This is a genomic window from Perlucidibaca aquatica, assembly GCF_001676655.1.
Classification (GTDB): domain Bacteria; phylum Pseudomonadota; class Gammaproteobacteria; order Pseudomonadales; family Moraxellaceae; genus Perlucidibaca; species Perlucidibaca aquatica.
Genome location: NZ_LZDB01000002.1, coordinates 1,489,430 through 1,511,455 on the forward strand (window position 1 = coordinate 1,489,430; position 22,026 = coordinate 1,511,455).

Annotated in this window: 22 protein-coding genes; 7 read left to right on the forward strand and 15 right to left on the reverse strand. The window is 57.0% G+C overall.

Annotated features, from left to right (window positions below; genetic code table 11):
- Positions 1-4 precede the first annotated feature (4 nt).
- Complete coding sequence (bioB, locus tag A8710_RS10690) at positions 5-1,063, reverse strand: biotin synthase BioB (RefSeq protein WP_198341662.1); 1,059 nt, start codon at positions 1,061-1,063, stop codon at positions 5-7.
- A 3-nt stretch (positions 1,064-1,066) separates the two neighbouring features.
- Between bioB and A8710_RS10695 the strand changes: the two genes are divergently transcribed.
- The 3 genes from A8710_RS10695 (at position 1,067) to A8710_RS10705 (ending at position 3,908) form a co-directional block, all read left to right on the forward strand.
- Positions 1,067-1,825, forward strand: coding sequence for a ComF family protein (locus A8710_RS10695; RefSeq protein WP_082968806.1), 759 nt, complete (start codon positions 1,067-1,069; stop codon positions 1,823-1,825).
- 113 nt (positions 1,826-1,938) lie between these two features.
- A complete protein-coding gene (corA, locus tag A8710_RS10700; protein WP_068860392.1) occupies positions 1,939-2,889 on the forward strand; it encodes a magnesium/cobalt transporter CorA in 951 nt (316 codons plus the stop codon).
- Positions 2,886-3,908: a M14 family zinc carboxypeptidase gene (locus tag A8710_RS10705; protein ID WP_068860394.1), complete on the forward strand. Its 1,023-nt coding sequence runs from the start codon at positions 2,886-2,888 to the stop codon at positions 3,906-3,908. The genes corA and A8710_RS10705 overlap by 4 nt, the downstream gene beginning before the upstream one ends.
- Positions 3,909-3,914: 6 nt before the next feature.
- Here the strand turns inward: A8710_RS10705 and A8710_RS10710 are convergent, their stop codons facing one another.
- Genes A8710_RS10710 through A8710_RS10735 form a run of 6 tightly spaced genes read right to left on the reverse strand, consistent with a single transcriptional unit; the run spans position 3,915 to position 12,201 of the window.
- A complete protein-coding gene (locus tag A8710_RS10710; RefSeq protein WP_068860396.1) occupies positions 3,915-4,952 on the reverse strand; it encodes an MBL fold metallo-hydrolase in 1,038 nt (345 codons plus the stop codon).
- Positions 4,942-8,016, reverse strand: a complete 3,075-nt coding sequence (locus A8710_RS10715; RefSeq protein WP_068860398.1) for an efflux RND transporter permease subunit — start codon at positions 8,014-8,016, stop codon at positions 4,942-4,944. Before A8710_RS10715 ends, A8710_RS10710 begins: the two co-directional genes overlap by 11 nt.
- A 3-nt stretch (positions 8,017-8,019) precedes the next feature.
- On the reverse strand, positions 8,020-9,126 hold the full coding sequence (locus tag A8710_RS10720) for an efflux RND transporter periplasmic adaptor subunit (protein ID WP_068860399.1): 1,107 nt from the start codon (positions 9,124-9,126) through the stop codon (positions 8,020-8,022).
- Between the two features lie 52 nt (positions 9,127-9,178).
- Positions 9,179-9,616 carry a copper chaperone PCu(A)C gene (locus A8710_RS10725; RefSeq protein WP_068860401.1) on the reverse strand — a complete coding sequence of 146 codons (438 nt, stop codon included), beginning with the start codon at positions 9,614-9,616 and terminating at the stop codon, positions 9,179-9,181.
- A 33-nt stretch (positions 9,617-9,649) separates the two neighbouring features.
- Positions 9,650-10,255 carry an SCO family protein gene (locus A8710_RS10730; RefSeq protein ID WP_068860403.1) on the reverse strand — a complete coding sequence of 202 codons (606 nt, stop codon included), beginning with the start codon at positions 10,253-10,255 and terminating at the stop codon, positions 9,650-9,652.
- A gap of 2 nt (positions 10,256-10,257) precedes the next feature.
- Entirely contained in the window at positions 10,258-12,201 is a 1,944-nt protein-coding gene (locus A8710_RS10735) for a lytic transglycosylase domain-containing protein (RefSeq protein WP_082968808.1), read from the reverse strand.
- 119 nt (positions 12,202-12,320) lie between these two features.
- Between A8710_RS10735 and miaB the strand changes: the two genes are divergently transcribed.
- On the forward strand, positions 12,321-13,727 hold the full coding sequence (gene miaB, locus A8710_RS10740; RefSeq protein ID WP_068860407.1) for a tRNA (N6-isopentenyl adenosine(37)-C2)-methylthiotransferase MiaB: 1,407 nt from the start codon (positions 12,321-12,323) through the stop codon (positions 13,725-13,727).
- Here the strand turns inward: miaB and A8710_RS10745 are convergent.
- Together A8710_RS10745 and A8710_RS10750 are read right to left on the reverse strand one after the other, a co-directional pair.
- Positions 13,680-14,066 (reverse strand): type II toxin-antitoxin system HicB family antitoxin, encoded by a 387-nt coding sequence (locus A8710_RS10745; RefSeq protein WP_068860409.1) that lies wholly within the window; start codon positions 14,064-14,066, stop codon positions 13,680-13,682. The two genes, miaB and A8710_RS10745, sit on opposite strands and share 48 nt — an antisense overlap.
- Complete coding sequence (locus A8710_RS10750; protein ID WP_068860411.1) at positions 14,063-14,314, reverse strand: type II toxin-antitoxin system HicA family toxin; 252 nt, start codon at positions 14,312-14,314, stop codon at positions 14,063-14,065. The genes A8710_RS10745 and A8710_RS10750 overlap by 4 nt, the downstream gene beginning before the upstream one ends.
- Positions 14,315-14,457: 143 nt before the next feature.
- Between A8710_RS10750 and A8710_RS10755 the strand changes: the two genes are divergently transcribed.
- The 3 genes from A8710_RS10755 to A8710_RS10765 all read left to right on the forward strand — a co-directional run bounded on the left by A8710_RS10755 (position 14,458) and on the right by A8710_RS10765 (position 16,661).
- Positions 14,458-15,243 carry an alpha/beta fold hydrolase gene (locus A8710_RS10755; protein WP_068860413.1) on the forward strand — a complete coding sequence of 262 codons (786 nt, stop codon included), beginning with the start codon at positions 14,458-14,460 and terminating at the stop codon, positions 15,241-15,243.
- Between the two features lie 332 nt (positions 15,244-15,575).
- A complete protein-coding gene (locus A8710_RS10760) occupies positions 15,576-16,001 on the forward strand; it encodes a hypothetical protein (RefSeq protein ID WP_068860415.1) in 426 nt (141 codons plus the stop codon).
- Positions 16,002-16,019: 18 nt separating this feature from the next.
- Positions 16,020-16,661, forward strand: a complete 642-nt coding sequence (locus tag A8710_RS10765; protein ID WP_068860417.1) for a hypothetical protein — start codon at positions 16,020-16,022, stop codon at positions 16,659-16,661.
- Positions 16,662-16,836: 175 nt separating this feature from the next.
- Here A8710_RS10765 and A8710_RS10770 read toward each other — a convergent pair whose 3' ends face one another.
- The 6 genes from A8710_RS10770 to A8710_RS10795 form a co-directional block, all read right to left on the reverse strand.
- Positions 16,837-17,466, reverse strand: coding sequence for a HEPN domain-containing protein (locus tag A8710_RS10770; protein WP_068860424.1), 630 nt, complete (start codon positions 17,464-17,466; stop codon positions 16,837-16,839).
- A 2-nt stretch (positions 17,467-17,468) separates the two neighbouring features.
- Positions 17,469-18,497 carry a DUF262 domain-containing protein gene (locus tag A8710_RS10775; protein WP_082968810.1) on the reverse strand — a complete coding sequence of 343 codons (1,029 nt, stop codon included), beginning with the start codon at positions 18,495-18,497 and terminating at the stop codon, positions 17,469-17,471.
- A 401-nt stretch (positions 18,498-18,898) separates the two neighbouring features.
- A complete protein-coding gene (locus A8710_RS10780; protein WP_068860428.1) occupies positions 18,899-19,108 on the reverse strand; it encodes a tautomerase family protein in 210 nt (69 codons plus the stop codon).
- An 11-nt stretch (positions 19,109-19,119) separates the two neighbouring features.
- Positions 19,120-20,043: a glutathione S-transferase family protein gene (locus A8710_RS10785; protein ID WP_068860429.1), complete on the reverse strand. Its 924-nt coding sequence runs from the start codon at positions 20,041-20,043 to the stop codon at positions 19,120-19,122.
- Positions 20,044-20,058: 15 nt separating this feature from the next.
- Positions 20,059-20,850 carry a TrmH family RNA methyltransferase gene (locus tag A8710_RS10790; RefSeq protein WP_068860431.1) on the reverse strand — a complete coding sequence of 264 codons (792 nt, stop codon included), beginning with the start codon at positions 20,848-20,850 and terminating at the stop codon, positions 20,059-20,061.
- A 32-nt stretch (positions 20,851-20,882) separates the two neighbouring features.
- Complete coding sequence (locus tag A8710_RS10795) at positions 20,883-21,872, reverse strand: alpha/beta hydrolase (protein ID WP_094078688.1); 990 nt, start codon at positions 21,870-21,872, stop codon at positions 20,883-20,885.
- Positions 21,873-22,026 lie beyond the last annotated feature (154 nt).

Here is a 22,026-nt window from a genome sequence, read left to right on the forward strand (position 1 = left end):
CGGCTCAAACGCGAACAGCGTCGGCCATGGCATCTCGCCACAGCGGCTGGGCAACCGGCTTCACGCTAGGCATTTGGGCGGGCTGCGTGATGGCCTCTTCTACTTTGGGCGTGAGCCCCAAGCGCTGAAACAATTTGCGATCCGCCTCTGCTTCCGGGTTAGCCGTGGTCAGCAGTTTCTCACCGTAGAAAATGGAGTTGGCACCCGCCAAGAAACAAAGCGCCTGCTGCGATTCCGGCATGTTTTCGCGACCTGCCGATAAGCGCACCATGCTCTTCGGCATGAGAATGCGCGCCACGGCAATAGTGCGCACAAACTCGAAAGGATCCAGATCGTCTACATCCCCTAATGGCGTGCCGGCAATTTTCACCAACTGATTAATGGGCACCGAGTCCGGGTGCGCTGGCAAGGTGGCCAGCTGTGTGAGCAGCCCCACACGATCCTCACGGCTCTCGCCCAGCCCCACGATGCCGCCGGCACACACCTTCATGCCCGCATCGCGCACATGCGCCAGGGTATCGAGGCGATCTTGGTAGCTACGTGTGGTGATGATTTGGTTGTAATGCTCAGGGCTGGTGTCGAGATTGTGGTTGTAATAATCAAGACCCGCTTGGGCGAGTTGGCTGGCCTGCCCACTGTCTAGCATGCCCAGCGTCATGCAGGTTTCTAAGCCCAGTGCTTTCACCTGCTTCACCATTTCAATGACATAGGGCATGTCTTTTTCCCGCGGACTGCGCCAGGCAGCGCCCATGCAGAAACGAGACGCGCCCTTCTCCCTAGCATTTTTCGCTTCTTGTACTACCTTCTCTATTGCTAGCAATTTTTCTTTATCCAGGCCGGTGTCGTAATGGCCGGACTGCGAGCAGTACTTGCAATCTTCGGGGCAAGCACCGGTTTTAATGGAGAGCAAGGTGCTGACCTGCACGGCATTGGCGTCGAAATGCTGACGATGCACCTGCTGAGCCTGAAACAGCAGGTCGTTGAAAGGCAGCTCAAACAGGGCGCGCACTTCGGTGCGAGTCCAATCATGGCGAAGGTCGGAACGACTCAGGGATGAGGTCATGGCATGAAAACTCAGGTGGCTCAAAAGCAATGGCCGATTCTGGCGACACTGGCGCGCTATCGTCAACTTGCATCAAGCAAAATTATTGACAATATGAGAGGCAATCAGTGTTTACTGTGCTTACAACCCGCTCAGAGTCGCTGCCTTTGCTCAGGCTGCCTAGGCGATTTACCCTGGCAAGAGCGGGTTTGCGAGCGTTGTGCACTGCCTTTGCCCACCACGTCAGCCGCCAAGCAGTGCTTTGATTGCCAAAGCGCCCCACCCCGCTGGCAGTCGGCTCAGGCGGTTTTCCACTACCAGTTTCCCATTGATCGGCTAATTGCGGCGTTCAAGTATCACCATCAACTGGCTTTAACCGATCTGTTTGCCGAGCTCATGGCAGCGAAACTACCACCGCTGCCTGAGCACGCGCTGATAGTGCCTGTGCCCTTGCACCCCGATCGTTTACGCGAACGAGGCTACGATCAAACCTATTTGCTCGCACGCGCCATCAGTCGTCGCAGCGGACTTGCTTGCGATGCCACCTCGCTGAAGCGAACGCGCGATACCGCCATGCAAAAAAACCTTCATCGCGACGACCGACTATCCAATCTCCAAGGCGCATTCTCCTGCTCGGGCCAACGCCTTTGTCATCGCCCCATTGTTCTGGTGGATGATGTGATGACCACCGGAGCCACCCTATCCGTCATCAGCGACGCGCTACTGAATCAGGGCGCAGAGTCCGTGCATACGCTGGTCATTGCGCGCACACTGCCTGCCTGAGCTGATATGACCTGACCGCATTCATCTGCTTGTCACTCATTCAGCATAATGTGGGTAGCTAGTGCCGGCGCGGCATTGCTAAAATGCGCCAACACTTGGGAGATGCACCGTTCATGCTGATGGCTTTTACCCTGAACAAGGGCCTGCTCGAACCGGTTGCTATTAACGCGGCTGAAGACCTGGTTGCTGACATTCTCTGGGTTGATCTGATCAACCCCAGCGCCGAAGAGCGCGAGTGGGTTCGCACGGCCTATAGCCAAGAATTACCCAGCATCGATGACCTCTATGAAATCGAGGCGACCTCTCGATTCTATGAAAACGATGACGGCCTACACATCAGCTCCTACTTCCTGAATTACGCCGACCAATCGTCTACCAACATCTCTGCCGCCTTCGTGTTCAACGGCGATCGTCTGTTCACGCTACGCGAAGAAGAGCTGGCCGCGTTCCGCCTGTTCCGCCTGCGCGCGCGCAAGGGTCTGGTCAACATCAGCAGCCCGAAATCCATTCTGATCGGCCTGTTTGAGACCAAGGTGGAGAATCTCGCCGACATGATCGAGCGTATTGCCGCCGATCTCGAAGTGACCAGTTCGCAAGTGCTCGGCAATGCCGAAACCGACGACATGGAATCGCTGCTGACCGAGATCGCGCAACAAGAAGACATCATCGGTAAAGTGCGTATTTCCATGGTCGATTTGCAGCGCATGCTTTACCTGCTGCTGCGCTCGGGCATGCTCAATGCCGACCTCAGCGAGCGTCTGCGCGACATCATCCGAGATTCCGAATCGCTGATCGCTCACACCTCGTTTCTGTTCGACAAGATCAAGTTCTTGCTCGACACCACGCTCGGCTTCATCAACGTCAACCAGAACAAGATCATCAAGATTTTCTCGGTGGCCTCGGTGGTGTTCCTGCCGCCGACCATGATCGCCAGCATCTACGGGATGAACTTTCGCTTCATGCCTGAGCTGGACTGGCATGGTGGCTACCCCTTCGCCATCCTGCTCATGGCGCTGTCGGCGGTTACGCCTTTCCTCTACTTCAAGCGCCGCAACTGGCTGTGAACCACCTCGCCAACAGCCCTGAGTTGTTGGCACTCGATGCCCTCATCGATAAGGCCGGTTCGCGGCTGGTCAGTGAAGTCGTCACCCGCATCGAGGTGGATGGCCATAGCTTGCCGCTGTGGTGCCTGAGCCTGGGCAATCGCAGCCCGGATGTTCCGGCCATCGGCTTCTTTGGCGGCGTTCATGGCGTGGAGCGCATCGGCAGTCAGGTACTCATTGCCTACCTCGGCAACCTCGTTGAACGCCTGCAATGGGATGTCACCCTGCATGACCTGCTAACACGGCTGCGCCTGGTTTTCATTCCCATCGTGAATCCCGGCGGCTTTCTGCGAGGTACGCGAGCCAACCCGGCTGGCGTGGATCTGATGCGCCATGCGCCGGTCGAGGCCGATGGCGATGTGCGCTGGCCGCTCGGTGGTCAACGCCTAAGCCCACATCTGCCCTGGTATCGCGGCGCGCTCGGCGAAGCCTTGCAGCCGGAAGCTGAGGCCGTGTTCAAGGTCGTGCGCGAGCGTCTGCTGCCGCATCGCTTTTCCCTGGCAGTGGACTGCCATTCCGGCTTCGGTTTTCGCGATCAGCTCTGGTTTCCCTATGCCCGCACGCAGCAGCCGCTGCCTCATCTAGCCGAAGCCGAAGCCCTGCGCGCGTTGTTCAATCGCACCTATCCCCACCACAGTTTTTACCTGATGGAGCCACAGTGCCTGAACTACACCACACACGGCGACCTCTGGGATTTTCTCTACGATGAAGCCCGTCAGCAGCAGCCGGAAAAGCTGTTCCTGCCATTCACGCTGGAGCTGGGCTCTTGGGCTTGGATGAAGAAGAATCCGCGTCAGCTGCTGGACCCGATGGGGCTGTTCAATCCACTGCTACCGCATCGCCATGAGCGCGTGCTGCGCCGTCATGTCACGCTGTTTGATTTCCTGCAGCAAGCCTGTGTGTCGCATCGCAACTGGCTGCCGCAGGGGGCCGAAAGAGTGCTGCACGAACAGGCGGCGATGGCGCGGTGGTTCAGCTGAGCTGACTCAAACCCGCAGCGCACTGCCCTCTTTCAACACCGCAAACGCGGCCGATGCCACGCCATGCGTCTTTAGCGCTTCCTGCAAATCCAATACCGGCTGATCTATCGCCTCGTCAGTCAGCTGAAACGTATTGAAATGGATCGACAGCGAGCGCCGAGCGCCGAGATCGACATGGGCACGCACGGCATCATCCGGGTTCATGTGGACCGGGCCCATGAACCAGCGCGGCTCGTAGGCACCAATCGGCAACAAGGCTAGGCGCGGTGCGCCGAGGCGCTCGCGGATTTCGGCAAAGTGCGGGCCGTAGCCGGTATCTCCAGCAAAGAAGCATCCACCAGACTCGCTGCTGACATACAGGCCGCCCCAGAGTGTGCGATTGCGATCACGCGCACCGCGTCCGGAGAAATGCTGGGCCGGTACAAAGTGAATCGTCAGCGGCCCCAACTCGACGCTTTGCCACCAGTCGCATTCGCTAACGCGCTCGATGCCGTGCTGGCGCAGCACCGCACCCACGCCGAGGCCGGTCACGATCAAGGGTTTATCACGGCGGGCAATCCACATCAGCGAACGCACATCGAGATGGTCGTAATGATCGTGGCTGAGCAGCACCGCGTGTATGGGCGGAAGCTCATCCAAACGCAGGCCGGGATTACGCACGCGACGCGGGCCAATCTGACGCAGCGGACTGACGCGGTCGGACCAGACCGGATCGGTGAGCAAGTTCCATGGGCCGATCTGAATCAGCACGGTGGCGTGATTGACGAAGGTGACCTGCCAATCATCGAGACGCGGACTGAAGCAGGCCGGCGGCAGCTGCGCCGGGTCGTTATGCTGCCACTGCGGCCACTCAGCGGGTTTGCGGGTTCGCACCCAGCGCAGCGCGTCACGCAGACCATGCCCCGTACGAAGCCACGGATTGAAGAAACGGCTGCCATTGAAGTGGTCATTTTTAGCCAGCGGCAGACGCGGCTGACTCAGCACATCTAAGCGCTCTTTCAGCGGCTTTAACAACGCTTCGGCTGGATTTTTCTCATGCGCCACGACGCTCTCCTGAAGTCCCGCGTGCACTCACCAAGAGGTAAACCGCAGGTACCACAAACAAGGTAAACAAAGTACCCAAACTCATGCCGCCTACAATCACCCAGCCGATGGGATGACGCGCCTCAGCGCCTGCGCCGGTGGCGAACGCCAGTGGCAAAGCGCCTAGCACCATGGTCGCCGTAGTCATCAATACGGGGCGCAGACGCTGCACCGCAGCATCCAACACAGCCTGCGCTGGCGCCACGCCCTGATCACGCAACTGGTTGGCAAACTCCACGATGAGGATGCCATGTTTGGTAATCAGCCCTACCAGCGTAATCAGGCCGATCTGGCTATACACATTCAGGCTACCGCCAGTGAGCCTCAGCGCCAGCACAGCACCGAGCATGGCCAACGGCACGGTGAACAGAATCACAATGGGGTGTTTGAAGCTTTCAAACTGTGCCGCCAGCAGCAAATAAATAAACAGCAAGGCCAGCACAAAAGTCATCGACAGCGCGCCGCTGGCGGCGAGGAATTCGCGGGTCGGGCCACTCCAGTCGGTGCTCACCAGCGGATCAGCCAGCGCCTTCGCCGCCTGCTCCATAAACACCACGCCCTCGCCCTGCGAATAGCCATCGGCCAGGCTGGCCGAGATGGTGGCACTGCGCAGCTTGTTGAAATGCCCCAGCGATGACGGGCTGATACTTTCGCTGACCTGCACCAGATTGCTGAGCGGGATCATCTCGCCGCTACTCGCTCGCACGAACAACTGCGCGAGCTGGTCGGGCTGCCGGCGCTGATCATCTTCGATCTGCACCAGCACATCGTATTGCGAGCCATCGCGCTTAAACGTGGTCACCGCTCGGCCGCCGAGGAAAGACTCCAGTGCGCGGCCAATTTCAGCGGCACTCACACCCAGCCTCGCCGCCTGATCGCGATCAATTCGAATAGACAGCTGCGGCTTGTTGAGCTTGAGGTCGGAGCTGACATTGGTCAGGCCGGGATTGTCATTGGCCTGCGCCATGAGCTCGTTGACGACGCGACTCAAGGTCTCGTAATCGGCGCTGGTCTGCACCACAAACTCAATGGGGCTGCTGCGATTACTTTGCCCCAGCGAGGGCGGAAGAATGGGCGCAATTTGCAGGCCGGGGATGCTGCCAAGCTTGCCCGCCAGCATTGGAGCGATGTCCTGAACCTTGCGCTCGCGCTCCTCCCAGGGCTTGAAGCGGTTGAAGCTCATGAAGCGGGTTTCGTCCGGGAAGCCGATGATCATGAAGGTAGAAGCCCATTCCGGCACGGCCTGCATCACGCCCTCGACCTGCTGCGTGTAGCGGCTGAGGTAGGCCGGCGTCGAGCCTTCCGGCGCGGAACCGGCAGCGATGATGATGCCGCGATCCTCGATCGGAGACAGTTCCTTTGGCAGCGCCGTGAGCAAAAACACCGCCAGCCCGAGCAAGCCCAGCGCACCCACAACGACTGTCTTGCGCCAGGGCAGCAGCCGGATCAGCGCCTGCTGATAGCCTTGCGTAATGCCATTGAGACCGCGCTCGATGGCCTGCGACCAGCGCGGCGGCGTGCCATGCACAGGCTTTAAGACCCGCGACGCCATCATCGGCGACAGCGTCAGCGCGCAGAAGCCGGAGACCAGCACCGCCGCCGCCAGCGTCAGCGCAAATTCGGTAAAGAGCTTGCCGGTACGACCCGTGGTAAACGCCAGCGGCGCGAACACGGCCACCAGCGTCAGCGTCATCGCCATCACGGCAAAGGCAATCTCGCGGATGCCCTTGATGGCGGCGTCTATCGGTGCCAGCCCCTCTTCGATATGGCGATAGATGTTCTCCAGCACCACGATGGCATCGTCCACCACGAGCCCGATGGCGAGCACGAACGCCAGCAGCGTCAGCGTGTTCAGCGAGAAGCCGAAGATCTGCATGAAGACCATCGCGCCGAGCAGCGAGACCGGGATGGTGACCAGCGGAATCAGCGTGGCACGGGCGCTGCGCAGGAACAGAAAGATCACCAGTACCACCAGCAGCGTGGCCTCGATCAGCGTCTGCGCAACATTGTGAATAGAGGCGTCGATGAATACCGAGGAGTCGTAGGCCAGCTTCAGGCTCATGCCCTCGGGCAAGGCCGCGCGGATTTCCGGCAGCGCTTTAGTCACCGCCTGCGACACCGTGAGCGGGTTCGCCGTGGACAGCTTGATGATGCCGATGCCGACGCCCTCGACGCCGTTGAAGCGCGTAGTCCGGCGCACATCCAGCGGGCCGACCTCGATACGCGCGACATCGCCGAGACGCACCAGCAGGCCGTTACTGTTACGCAGCACGATGGCAGCAAACTGCTCGGGCGTATTCAGGTCGGTCTCGGCCAGCACTGAAAACTCACGCTGAGCGCCTTCGATGCGTCCCGACGGCACTTCCAGGTTCTGCGCTCGCAAGGCTGCCTCCACATCCGCCGGGGTCAGGCTCTGCGCGGCCAGGCGCGAGGCATCCAGCCAGATGCGCATGGCAGGGCGGCGCTCGCCGTTGAGGCGGATGTCGGCGACGCCGGGCAGGGTCTGCAGGCGATCCTTGATGACGCGGTCGGCGACCTGGCTGATAGCCAGCGGTGACTGCTGTGCTGAAGCAGACTGCGTGTCTTTGTCGGCAGAAAGCGCCAGCCAGATGATGGGATTGGCGTCGGCTTCGGCCTTGCTGATGCGCGGCTCATCGACCTCTTCCGGCAGTCGCTGGCGTACTCGCGCAACACGATCACGGACATCGCTGGACGCACTGTCGATGTCACGATCCGGATTGAAGGTCAGCGAAATCTGCGTGGACTCGGCGCGACTCGTCGAGGTCATGAAGTCGATGCCTTCGATGCCCGATAGTGAGTCTTCCAGCACCTTGGTCACGGTCGATTCGATGATGGCAGCGCTGGCGCCACGATAGTCGACCTGCACGGTCACCACCGGCATGTCGATATTGGGATACTCGCGTACGGTCAGGCGGTCGAAGGCCATCGCCCCTGCCAGCATGACCAGCAGATTGAGCACGGTGGCCAGCACCGGCCGGCGAATGCAAAGTTCGGAAAAGGACATGCGTCAGCGCCCTGCTACGGGCTGATCCACATAGGGAATGGCGCGCACTTTTTGGCGCGGCTTGGGCAGTTTGTTCTGCCCGGAAACCACCACCGCATCGCCTAGCTTCAGGCCAGAAACAATCTCACTGAGACCCTCCTTACGCTCACCCACTACCACCTGCGTCAGCACGGCTTCCTCACCCTCTAGGCGATACACCACCTGACGCCCGCCCTGTGGAACGATGGCCTGATCCGGCACGAGCAGAACCGTTCGTGGCTGGGCTTGCAGGAAGCGCACTTGCGCACTCAAGCCTGGCTGCAATTTGCCGGCAAGATTCGCCACCAGCACGCGCACTTGCTGAGCCCTCGCGGCGCCATCGAGGGAGGGCTCCAAGGCCTGCACCTGACCGCTCACCGCCAGATTATTTAAGGCGGGAATAGTGGCCAATACCGTTTGGCCGACTCGCAGGCTGGATGCCTCGCGCTCCGGCACCGACACATCCAGCTTCATGGGTGAAAGCGACACCAAGGTCACCAGCGCCTGACCCGGTTGAACCAGTTCGCCCGGGCTGAACTGGCGCAGACCGGCACGGCCATCGAAGGGTGCCAGCAAGCGTGTTTTACTCAATGCCGAACGCGCTTTGTCCACGGCGGCTTGTGCCACTGCCGCCTGAGCCTGCAAACGCTCCAACTCGTTGGTTGCAATTAAGCCCTCGGCCGCCAAGCTGCGCGCCCGAATTAAATCCGCTTGAGCCAAGGTCGCATTGGCTAAGGTTTGGTTTAACTCGGCCCGAACTGCCGAATCATCGAGCTGAACCATGAGCTGGCCGCGCCGTACCGCAGCGCCTTCTTGGAAACCCAAGCGCGTGACCCGACCAGCCACCTCTGGTCGCAAGGCCAAGGACTCATTCGCCCGCAGGGTTCCCAAGGTGGCGAAGCTCGATTGCCATGCGTCACTTCGCACGGGCAGCACTTCAACACTGGCCGGCGGCCGCTTTTTGGCGCCCGCAGGGGCATCTGAACCAGCATCTGAACCGGCAGGCTGACAGCCCGCCAAAAACGTCAGGCAAATCGCCATGACGGGCAAGGACGAACTTAACTGAAGAGACGAAGCAAAACCCAATCGCATGACCACATCCTGATGCTCAGCCGCGAGCTCAAATAAAAACCTAAACCCGTGATTAGTCACTCGCCCGAACGATCGCCGTCACACGCAGTTTTTTCCCCGAAGCTAAGGTAAGGAAAATCGGCACTTTCATGCCCACACGCAGGGGCTGCTTAAGCTCCAACAACATCAAATGACTCGCCATGGGCGCCAACTGTGTCGTGATGCCGGCTGGCAATTCGGGCCGCAGTCGCTGCGTCATTTCCATGCGTCCGTGCTCATGGCGCATGTCGTGCCACTCCACGCGCCCAGCCATCGGGCTGGCCATCGCCACAATATGATCGGCCGACTTACCCGTATTCGTCAGTGCCACAAACGCAGCGGCTACCGGGCTCTGTGGCGGCACTTCGCGAATCCAGGCTTGCTCTGCCAGAATCGCCGCCGACGCATTCGCACTCAGCACCAGCAACAGGCTGGCAATCCAACCCCTTCCTCGATTAACGCACACAGTCATGACAACTCCATGATGACGGCCCAAGGCCGGAAATCAGCGCTCATCCGCCTCACGCTGCAGTAATTGAATCGCCTCAACAATCATGGCAACCGACGCCTGCTGATCAAAGAGCTTACGGGTCTGGCCTTGGCCATCGATCAAATACAAATAGTCACTGTGACTGACCGATACTGGCTCGCCCGGCGCCGACAACACCACTTGCGCGCCGTATAAGCGCTGCACTGCCGCCAGCGTGGGCAGGTCGCCCGTTAACCCCACGATTCGCGGATCGAAGTAGCGCACATAATCGCCCAAGACCTTACCGGCATCCCGCGCGGGGTCCACACTAATCATGATCGGTTGAAGCAGGTTCGCCTCCTTACCCAGCGCCTTAAGCACCGCGCGATAACGCGCCAAGGTCATGGGGCAAACATCGGGGCAATGCGTAAAGCCAAAGCTGAGCAGCACGAATCGGCCACGCCATTCACTGAGCTGGCGCGAGCGACCGGCATCATCCTGCAACTCAAAATTGCCGCCCAAGCGCAACACCGGCAACACTTCCGCAGGCTCGGAATAGGCTTTCTTAGCCCAGACCGCGACCCCGACCAGCCCCGTGGTAATGGCCAGCACAAACGCAAAAATACGAAAAACCGATGTCATGCCTAAGGCCCCTCAATGACCGTGGTGGGGCGCGGCGGAATATCACCCAGACGCGCACTCAAACGCGTCTCACCCTGCCCCAGTGCGCGCGCGTAATGCACCGCATTGGTCATGACTTTCTTGGCGTAGTCCCGCGTTTCCGAGAACGGAATACTTTCGATATACCGCGTGGCCTCTAGCGGGGTGTCACTTTGCCACTCGCGAGCCCGTCGCGGCCCAGCGTTATAGCCCGCCGTCGCTAACACCGGATGCCCCAACTCCTCTAGCACATGGCTTAAGTAGAACGTGCCCATGCGAATATTGTGCTCCGGGTCATTCACCGCCTCTGCTTGATAGGGCACGCCCAACTTATTGCTGATCCATTGCGCCGTGGTGGGCATGATTTGCATCAAGCCACCGGCGCCCACCACCGAGCTCGCGTTCGGCACAAAGCGACTTTCCTGACGCATCAGGCCATAGACCCAGGCGGAGTCCAGCGAGCGTTCTTCACTCAGCGTCAGGGCTAATTCGCGATACGGCATGAGGTAGCGCAGGCGCACCGCCTCCACGCCAGACACCTGCTCAGCAGCATAAATCGCTCGGTCATACCAACCCACGTCATTAGCTGCCTGAGCCGCCGCTAGCACCAGCGATTGATCGGCCTGCTTAACCGCCCAATTAAATTCATTCACCGACTCCCACCGCTGCCCCAAGGCGCGCAACGCGAACGCTCGCTGGAATCCGGGCGACTTCGCTAGGCGGTCGGCGTCGGCTTTCGCTGTCATCACACCGGCTGCGATGGCGCGGTGCGATGTATCGCCTACCCGCTCAGCGGCCAGTAGGCCGTAGTAATCGTCCTCATTAGCCAGGTGCAAGAAAATATAGTGAGCAGCGCGCTTCTGACCTAGCTCGTTGCTGGCAACGCCCTGCCAATACAGCCACGGACGGCTATCCTGCAAACCTGCAGGCAAGGCCTGATACAGCGTTTGATACAGCGTCCAGCCCCCGAAACGAACACTTAAACGCAGACGATTTTCACGATGATTGTCTGGCCAGAATGCGGCTTCGCTGCGCTGGAAATACGTTTCGCTGTTTGCATTGAAGCTCCGCGCTGCGGCCAGGGCGACGTGTCGCCAGGCCACTGGTGCTTGCTCGGCCAGCGCCTCGGCTTGTGCCGTTAATTGCGTACTCGCAGCGGCGAGATCCAGGCGAGCCCAACGGCCATAGGCATAGGCCACCAGCTCGCGCTGCGCCCTATCGCTCACATCGGCCTTGGCAATAAACGCAGCTGGGTCAGCTTGCAACGCCTTCAGTGCATCTGCCGTTAAATCGCCCCCCAAGGTTTGCATTAAATGCCGCGCCAAACCGGCCGCATTCGCCTCAAGCGCCAGGCGTAAGCGCAGCCAAACATCTTCGCTCGTAATCACGCCCTGCGCTTGCAGAGCAGCCTGAACTGGCGAACAGGCGCTGGGCAAGTCTTTAGACGTCAGCCACAACGACGATCGCAAAGCCTTGGCCTCGGGGCTGGGGATGCGCTCGTTATTGGCGAGCACAGACTGCCAATAGAGGCATTGCAGCTCCAGCTCGCTGGGGTCTTGTAAACGCGCAAACTGCTGACGAAACGTTGCCCATTCGCCCTTTTTGGCCAATTGACGCAGCCACTCGCCACGCAGTTTTTCGCTGAGAAAATCACGCTCATCCCGGGCAATAAAAGCCTCTATAGCCGCGCTGTCGCTGTCTTTTGCCTGCCGCCACAACTGCCAAAAATCCGCGTAAACCGCCAAGGTCGAATCCGCCATGGCGACTTTGGCCTGACTTAAAGCAGCCTCGTCTCCGGCACGAAAAGCGGCGCGAGCATTGATCCATTCGGCATCATTGGCACGCGCCATCGTGGAGCCAGTCAGTGAAAAGGCATAAAGCGCCATCAAACACCACGACTTCAGGGGACGCTGGGCGGATATCGTCATTGTATTTCCTCAACATGGAACGGAATGGAGGCCGTTAACGCACTCAGCGTCGCGCCTCCACGCGCTTTCAAGCATACCTGTATAATGACGCGCTCAGGCTAAATCGGTAGTACTGCAACATGGCAAAAAAGCTCTATATCGAATCCCAAGGCTGCCAAATGAACGAGTATGACTCGTCACGCATGGCAGACTTATTGGCGAGCTCGCACGGCCTAACCCGCACCACCATACCGGAAGAAGCCGATGTGCTTCTGCTCAACACCTGCTCCATTCGTGAAAAAGCCCAAGAGAAAGTGTTCTCCGAACTAGGCCGCTGGCAGCGCATGAAAAACGCACGCCCCGACCTCGTGATTGGCGTGGGAGGCTGCGTCGCCTCCCAAGAAGGCGAGGCCATTCTTGAGCGCGCCCCTTATGTAGACATGGTATTCGGGCCGCAAACCCTGCATCGCCTGCCGGACATGCTGAATCAACACCTGTTGCAGCAGCGCTCGCAAGTTGATGTCAGCTTCCCTGAAAATGAAAAGTTCGACTTTTTGCCCGAGCCCCGCGTGGAAGGCCACAAAGCCTTTGTGTCCATCATGGAAGGCTGCTCCAAGTACTGCTCGTTCTGCGTGGTGCCTTACACCCGTGGCGAAGAAATTTCGCGACCTTTTGATGATGTCATTACCGAAGTCGCACAGGTCGCGCGTCAAGGCGTTCGTGAAGTCACGCTGCTGGGCCAGAACGTGAACGGCTATCGCGGCGAGCACCATGAAGGCCACCTCTGCTCCTTCGCGGAACTTCTGCGGGCCGTTGCCGCCGTGCCCGGCATTGCTCGCGTGCGCTACACCACCTCGCACCCGCTGGAGTTTAGCGATGAGCTCATAGCCGCCCACGCCGAGGTTCCCGAGCTGGCCGCGCATGTGCACTTGCCCGTGCAAAGTGGCTCCAATCGCATCTTGGCGGCCATGAAGCGCAACCATGAAATTAGCGTGTACCGCGACATCATCACCCGCTTAAAGGCCGCTAAGCCCGGCATTTTCATTAGCTCAGACTTCATCATTGGCTTTCCCGGCGAGACCGATCAGGACTTCCAAGACACCATGGATCTCATCGAGTTCGTGGAGTTCGACCATTCCTACAGCTTTGTTTACTCGAAGCGCCCGGGCACGCCTGCAGCGGAAATGGCCGACGACACACCCGATTCGGTTAAGAAAACGCGACTGAATATTTTAAAGACGCAAATTGCGCGCAATACCGGCCTAAAAACCGACGCCATGATGGGCACTGTGCAGCGTGTGCTGGTGGACCGCCCGTCCAAGCGCTACCTCGGCTACCTCGTGGGCATTGCAGAAAACACCCGCTGGATTCATTTCCCCGGCGATGCCTCGCTGATTGGCCGCTTCGCCGATGTGCTCGTGGATGGCATCGAATCCATCAACGCCCTGCGCGCCGGTGCGCCGCTGTGGGTGGAATCGGATGCCGAAGCACAGGTCGGCTTAGGCCTGCCCAGCGGACGCATTCCGCTCTGGCACGAGGCGCGCTGAGGGCCTGAGTGAAATCTGGCGCTCAATGGCTCGTCGAGCGAAATCATTGAGCGACACCCCCGCCTCTCGCGCCGCAATTACCGCCTGCATGTGCAGCTCATGCCCCACCCGCACATTGAATGACCCCTTGCAGGGTGTATCTGGCGTTTTGCCTTGCTGCTCGCAGGTCGCCAGAAAGTCATCCACGGCAGCTTGAAAGGCCGCGACCAGAGCAGGCACCGTCTCCGCCTCATAGCTCACCAAGGGCGCAATGAACTCGAGCTTGCCATAGAGACAGGCATCTTCCGGGCTGGCGTCGATAGAGCCGTAATAGCCTTTGTATTGCATCAGTTTTGTCATGAAATCAGACCTCCCGAGCGCAGCTTTTCAATCAGCTGTCGCCGCACATATCGTTTCAGCTCGTTGCCTGGATGAGGCTTGTGCAGGCTCAACAAGTGGTCAGGATTGCCATTATCAAACTTGACTCGCGAACCCGCGCCTTCGTGCTGCACATAGCCCAACTGCAACAATAACGCTCTCAGCTCCTGCCAAGTAAATGCCCGCTCAACATCCAGCAGTCGTTGCTGCAATTTTTCTGATTTGGTCATGTTGGCTTCCTGCCATAGCAACCATTATTAGTTGCAATAATTTATTATTGCAATGCCATCACAAGAGTTTAGACAACGATTCCGCAGCTCGCCCGGAAATAGCTACTATCCACTCCATCATTAACTTTAACATCGAGCCCTCCATGCCATTCGCCCACACCGCCAACGCCCGTGTTCACTACACCGTCGAGGGCAACGGCCCGGCACTGATGCTGCTGCACGGCACCGGCGGCGACGGCTTCTCGCACTGGGGCCAGTTGCTCCGGCACCTCACCCCAACGCACACCGTGATCTGCCCCGACTATGCCGGCTCCGGCCAAACCACCGACCTGAACGAAGCCCTTCAGCTTGACGAGCTGGTGACGCAAGTCATTGCCGTGGCCGATGCCTGCGGACAAACCACCCTCGATTTAGTTGGTTATTCCTTGGGCGCAGTCATTGCCGCAGCACTCGCAGCGCGGCACCCCCAGCGGGTGCGCTCGTTGGTGCTGGTCGCCGGTTTTGCCGGTGGAACTGACAGCCGCAGCGAACTGCAATTTGGACTGTGGCGCGAACTCATCGCGAGCGATCACACCCTGATGGCACGCTTTATCTTGCTCACCGGATGCAGCCCGCAGTGGCTTAACAGCCAACCCACCGCCGTGCTGGAAAAGCGCGTTGCGGCCATCGTGAAATTCACGAACTGGAACGGCATGGCACGCCAGGCCGACCTCGACGCCCGCGTGGATATTCGGGCCGAGCTGGCGCAGATTCAGGCGCGTACGCGGGTCATTGTGGGCCGTGAAGATCAAATGGTGCCCAGGGCACTGTCACAGGTTTTGGCTGATGAAATTCCCGGCGCAACGCATAGCGTGATCGATGCCGGGCATTTGATACCGATGGAGCAGCCGGTGGAATTGGCGAGGGTGATTGCGGAGTTTGTGGGCTAGGTTTGAGTGATGAGGGCGGTTGGATTATTTAACGAACTGGTGAGCTTATTAGGGTGGTGGAAGCTTGGGTGAAAGTCAGCTTTCGACCCGAAGTGGACAGATTGGACTTCGATGTTGTCATTGGCGATTGCCAGAGTTGCTCAGCGCTGGCATGCTCAAACAGTGGAATTTTTGCAGTATTTTTCGGCAATGAGTGCTGTGTCAGGTTTTTAATCCGTTGAAACGGCTGAAGTCTTTCCTCGCCCTTCGATGTTATGCAGCAACCAAAACCTATTACACAGCAGTGATTGCTGTATAAACCCAGTTAGATCTGTTTAACGAGAACTGAGTACATGCAAATAGTGTTGAAAGAACTCATTGCACGGTTACCAGTCCGTGCACTTATGTTGATCGTTGGTTTTGTTCTCGCTTGGATCGCTGGATTAACCGTTGCTGGCTTAGTTACTCACCGAGCAGTTGAGTTTTTCCCGCCAAAGATTGGTTCTGATCCAATCCTCCAAAAGGAAATTGCCGCGCTCTCTGCCGAGGTAAAGCAACTTCACGAAAGAGAGCTTGTATATAGAAGTCAATTATTTTCTGCCCAACAGAAAGCGATGGACGAATTGATTTCAATTAGAAGGAGTATTTCTTACGGCGAGAGTGAAGCCAAGAGCAACATTGAAAAATATTCAGAACTGCTGAAGAACGAAGATGAGAAAATCATCAAGGCCATCGAAAATCTAAATGTAAAGGTCTCGTCAGTTGAAAAGCAGCTCTAACCATGCGGTCGAGCGGACATGCGCGAAAAGCCGCCCAGTCCGCTCACTTCCACGTTAGGCATCTGTATGAGCGAGGCTAAGTACCTTCGAACCAGCGAGCATGTGGAAGCCTTACGTTCACTGGAATGGGCAGCACGGCTGGCAAAGGAGTTAGCACATGATCCCTACTGCTGGAAGTGGGTGCTGATTTCACTCCACAACGCAGCCCAAGGGTTCATGGTCCTAGCGCTGTGGAACGGAAATGGTCTTTTAGCCATGCCGGACAACTTGGCAGCCAAGTGGCTCAAGACTTACCGTGAAGAAAAGCCTCTTCCCGATGACAAGCTCGATAGGTTTCTCAACCTATATGCGAAATGCAAAGCACCGGAGAACTTTAACTACTGCGGTACCGTTGCGTTTAAATCTACAGCGGCACAAGACGCAAGCTTCGAAAGCCTCAATGATTTCCGAAATGAATTCATTCACTACACACCCAAAGGTTGGTCTTTGGAACTCAACGGCCTTCCCGTACTGGTGAAGGATGTTCTTGACCTTATACAGTTCTTCAGCTGGCAAACAACGGCCATACTATGGCATGAGCCCAGCCATAAAATACGTATCCGATGGGCGTCTCGTTCTCTTCGCCGAACTATGGCTGCACTGAGCGCGACATATGCCTAACTCGGCGTTCAACAGGTACGTAAATCCTTTGCTTTACAGTTCGTTAACTTGGGTGTTGAGTTTCTACTTCTGACCGAATCCGGCCAGGAGCAGACCGTCAGCACCCAAAGCAAGCGATACCAGAGAATTTTAGGTACGGAAGCCATGGCTATTTTTGGCGTCCGCTCGACTCAAATTAGGCAGTTTTGCGCACAATTTCAGCGCTTAATTTGAAGCTCTGCACGAGGCATGCATTAACAATAAAATCAATATATTCAATTAATTTTCTAATATAAATTTTTATGTCCCCGAGAGATATATCAGATGCATCATCATTGTGATGAACAATATTATTTCGCCGAGTCACTATTGTTTGAATGGCATCCTTCCAAAAATCCCACTGGTCTTTTTCATCCCCCAAATCTATGCCAAACAAAGCCAAGGCATCTTTCGTTTTGTATACGTTACCAGAAACCAAGTCGTCGATTTCTTTTTTGGTCATTTTTACGCTCAGTAGACTCTTGGCGAGCGCCAATTCGGGTTTTTTCTTTATATTAAATCGCCACTCTAATATTGCAGCCGGAATCGAGATAGAAGAAAGCCTCGCATCGATCTCATTAGCTAACTCAAAAATTATTTCCTTGATGCACATTTCCAAGTGAGCACATGCTGAAATAAGAAATGATTTAGTGAAAAAATTGACGTTATCAGTTATCAGTGGTATTTTATTTTTATCATCGATAACTGCTAGCTCTGTTTGTTTAACCATTGCCTCGAGCTCAAGCAGCCCATCCTTGAATGCCCCAGCCCCTTTATTCAAATCCATGATCACACCACTATCGGCTTGAGAATTTTCTCCCAGAGCTCTCGGCGCTTTAAAATCGAGATTTTATTTTGAATTCCGCCAGAGAGTGTTTTTTGAAATTCTGGCTTCTTGCAAAGCTCCCGAAACGCTTCTTGAATTTTTGCCTCCTTTCCTTTAATTTGAGTCTTCTTGTATTTAGAGAGGCTATTCATTAGCAAGTCGTAATGAACTATGCTTTGACGGGGTTTGTTTTTTGTTGTATCAGCGAAAACGGTTTCTCCGAATACCTGCTGGCAAATTTCAATTGTGCAGTTAAAGGATGACTTTAATTTGGCAATTTTTGCCTCTGAGGCGTTCGAATTTTCTCTCATGTATGAATCGAGAAATTTCGAGAGTCGGCCTTCATAGCTAGCAAGGTCATCCCGTAGGGCGAAGAATCGCAAAACCAACTCTTCTCCCTCCCTTGAGTCTTTGGTTGTATTTCCGAAGTCGGAGATGATCGGCGTAATTGCAAGCTCAAGCAATAGATTGTTAAGCGGGCCAGGATATATGGCGTGCCGAATCTCTTGGTCAGACAACCTAACTGCGCCTTGATTTAGCCTTGAGAAAATTTCTTGAATTAGATGCTCTGGATTTTCTTTTCTGAGAATAATGCATCGAATTGTGGTTGCCTCTAATTCTGCCCGATGCCCTCCCAGCTGAGAGAACTTTTTCCCCTCTAGCTCTTTGAAAGCCGTTAATCCTTCAAGAGCGAATTCGTCATTAAAAAACTTCTGAATTGTAGTAAGGCGCTGCACACCATCAATTACAAGATGAGTCCCGTCTAAATTTTCTGCAAAATAGCATGCCGGAAGAGGGATTCGCATTAAGCATGATTCTATAAATCGCGAGGCTCTCTCCCATCCCTCTCTGTCCCATTTATACTTTCTTTGGAAGTCTGGATCTAGTTTCAGCTTTGTTGGGTTCGAGCTAATTCGCGCAGAAAGCGTCTCAAATGGATAATCGATAGGGTAAAGGTTTAAAGTCTTTTCCGTAGGGCTTGATTTTGTCATTTTTTGCCTTTGCCTATGATTAAGGAAGATTTTATTTATTCAAGTAAAGAGACGGAATTTTTGTAGTGACGTCTAAGTTAAATTTGAGGTCAAATCTACTAAGTAGAAAGCACCGTGACGTGACAAGCCTTTAGGATATAAAATTTTTTTAAAAGCAAGCATTGCACTCCCTGCCATCTAGTTCAGCCCACCCTGCTCTGTGGGACTATTTATACATCGCACATTGACAATCTAAGGATGGAATTGCATGACTCATTAGCCATTCTAGCTTTGTATAGTGCTTATCATGACGAACTTACTGTCATATAACAACTTGGTTGAGCAACCTCATTCGTCCGCTTCGGGTCGAAAGGAGTCAGCCCTCGCCCGAAATCTTTACGCATACCCAAAAGCTTTCACGCTTATTTTAAAGCCGCCTGTTTCCGTAGCTCCGTCACCTGCTCACCACTAATGCCCCAGTTATCAGTATTCACCTCGTCAATCACCACCACGGTCGTGGCGGGGTTTTTATTCAGCACGTCCTGAAGCAATTTCGTTACACCGTGAATGAGCGCGGCCTTCTGCGCTGGGGTCACGCCTTCGTCCGTCACTTTAATGTTTACGTAGGGCATAACAAGAACTCCTAGTGGCTCTCTGCAACGTCACGCAGCGCGTAGCCGGTTTGTGGGAAATGCACATGCAAGGTGCCCAAATCTGGGGTTTCGCGGGCGATGATCCAGCGCGTAGGGGTAACGCCAACCAAGCGGCCAACCGTGGCATCTCGGGCATAGTCGGATGGCGCGATGCTAACCCGCTGCCCGATCTTTGCGTCTTGCTGATGCTCCACCGCGATAGCGCGAGGCGTGGCATCGCGAGCGATCTTGAGCGCCTGCCCGGCACTGATTTCTGTTCGATGCCCCTGCCCGACAGCCTGCAACCTGTGCATCCAGGCCATGACCAAAGGATAGGCTTTCAGCGCCGGCCATTCGGCCACATCGCGAGCCATCCAGAGACTGTGGTAGGTCGAGAAATCGGCGTAGGTCGCTTGCTGGCCGAAGAGATAGGGCTGCTGTTGCAGACGCTGCTCCGTGGCCGCCAGATGCGCCTGCACGCGCTGTTTGGCCTGACGCGGATTACCCGCCTTGACCTTGGCTTTGGTACCGATGCGAATACGATCGACAAAGAAGCCGACAAAGTCACGGACCGACATCGTGGCGAGCATCTTGCGGGCGGCGGTCAGCGTGGCCGATGCGGTCAGCACATCCATGAACACATACAGGTCGGTCGCGTTCGCGTAGGCCTGAGTGGCACCGTCTGCCGACTCCAGCGCCAGTTCCGGCATACCGCTCAGCGCAGCGATTTCACTGGCGATGACGCGGCTGTCGCAGAAGATGTCAGCACCGATCTGCGCCACCGGAATCTTGCGATAGCCACCGGCCAGCGCCGCCAATACGGGGCGGGGCGGCAGCTCGCGGGTGATGCACGACTGCCAGGGCAGATGGGCCGTGCCGAGCATGGCGCGAATCTTTTCCGAGAAGGGAGATAATGCGTAGTGGTGCAGGATCATGGTTGTTTCTCTCAATTAGCCTCTTCGCCAGCCATCCAGCAAAATCCCCGTCGCCACGCCGGCATTCAGCGACTCCGCCTGACCAAAGCGCGGAATGGTTAACCGCCGTGTGAGCAGCGCTTGCACCTCCGCGCTCAGGCCATGCGATTCATTGCCAATGACCAGCACCGCACCTGCCGTTTTCGCCACGGGCTGGCGCAGGCGATGGGTATTCTCGCCGTCAAGCACCGCCCCTAATACGTCAGCGCCCTCGGCGCGGGCCTGCGCGAGAAAGTCGGGCAGTTCGCGCACCAGCAGCGGCATCCGCAGGAACGAGCCCATGCTGGCGGCAATCACTTTCGGTGCCTGCCATTCCGCCGTGGTGGGTGAGCACACCACTTGCGTCACGCCATACCAGTCGGCCAAACGCAGAATGGTGCCGAGGTTGCCGGGGTCGCGAATGTCGTCGAGCACCAGCGTTAACTCGCCCGCACGCAAAGCCTGCTGCGGCCAGGCGCGCTGGCCGGCAATGGCGAGTGCGCTGTCGTTGCTTTCAAAGGTGCTGAGACTGGTGAGCAAGCTGGCACTCACTTCGTGCAAGCGCATGCCGCGACGCGCGGTGGCATCCCGCAGGTCTGGGGCTGCTTCGTGGCTGGCGTAAACGGCAAGAACAGGCCAGTCGGCGGCGAGTAGCTCGGCCACACTTTTGCCTCCCTCCACGAGGAAGGCATTGTGTTCGCGACGACCTTTTTTGCTGTGTAAATCACGCACGCGCTTTTGTTCAGCGCGGGTGACTTCAGGGGCTTTTTGCTGGGCAGGTGAGTTCATGGCGCGATGCTACCTGTTTGCGCCATTCGCCGTCACGCCGCGCGTGCTTTTCTCTGCACGTCTACACCGCGCACAAACTCGCGGATATGCTCGAATGCACTGCGGCCCTCGGGCAATATCGCGGCGAAAATAGGGAACACATGCGGCATGCGATGCCACTCTTCGTAGCGCACCGGCACGCCCGCCGCTTGCGCGCAGGCCGCCAGACGGCGCGAGTCATCACGCAGCACCTCGGTACTGCCCACAATAATGAACATGGGCGGCAGGCCGGTGAAGTCGCCATGCAGCGGCGAGACCAAGGCGTCGTAGGGGTCACGGTCGCGTAGCAAAAACTGCGACAAGGTTCGCAGCGTCGGCGCAGGAATCATGGGGTCGCGGCGTTCGTTATCACGAATGGAGGGCGACTCGCAGCTCAGGTCCGTCCACGGCGAAATACAGATGGCTGCGCTGGGCAGTGGCAGGCCGCGATCACGCAAGGTTTGCAGCAGCACAAGAGTGAGATGGCCGCCCGCCGAGTCGCCACCCACCACAATGTCTTCACCGGCATAACCCCGGTTGAGCAAGTACTCGTAGGCTTGCACGGCATCATCGCGCCACGCTTCAAAGGTGTGCTTGGGGGCCAGGCGATAATCAATGGCCAGCACCGGACGCTCCAATGCCCGTGAGGTGCGCCAGGTGATTTGACGGTGCATGGCGGCAGCCCCAAAGAAGTAGCCACCGCCGTGCAAGTACAACGCGACCTGTTTTGATTTCACCGCTTCGGGCGCGCACACCCACTCGCCTCGCACTTCTGGCGTCAGCATGGGGGTGATGCTGACGTTTTTGGGCAGGTGCGACAGCACCGCGCCGGTCATGCGGAAAATGCGCCGAATATTCATCATGGATTGCGGGGAGTAGGCCGCCATGGTTGCCAACGGGCGAATCGACAGCGATAAGGCCCAGCCCAACGTAGACGCCTGAGCGCTAATCAAATGACGAGGACGATCAATTTGATCCGGAGCAGCATTCGCAAGTGTCGGCATGGATGAGTCCTCTTGTTATATTTTTATGACCGCAAAGTCATTGCGCCGACAGTATCAGACCCAACATTCGTCTGTCACGGATCTGTTTATGCAGCCGGTTATGACGCTTCCCGCACTTTCAGTTATCCTGCATTCCTTTACGGCCTGAGCCCCA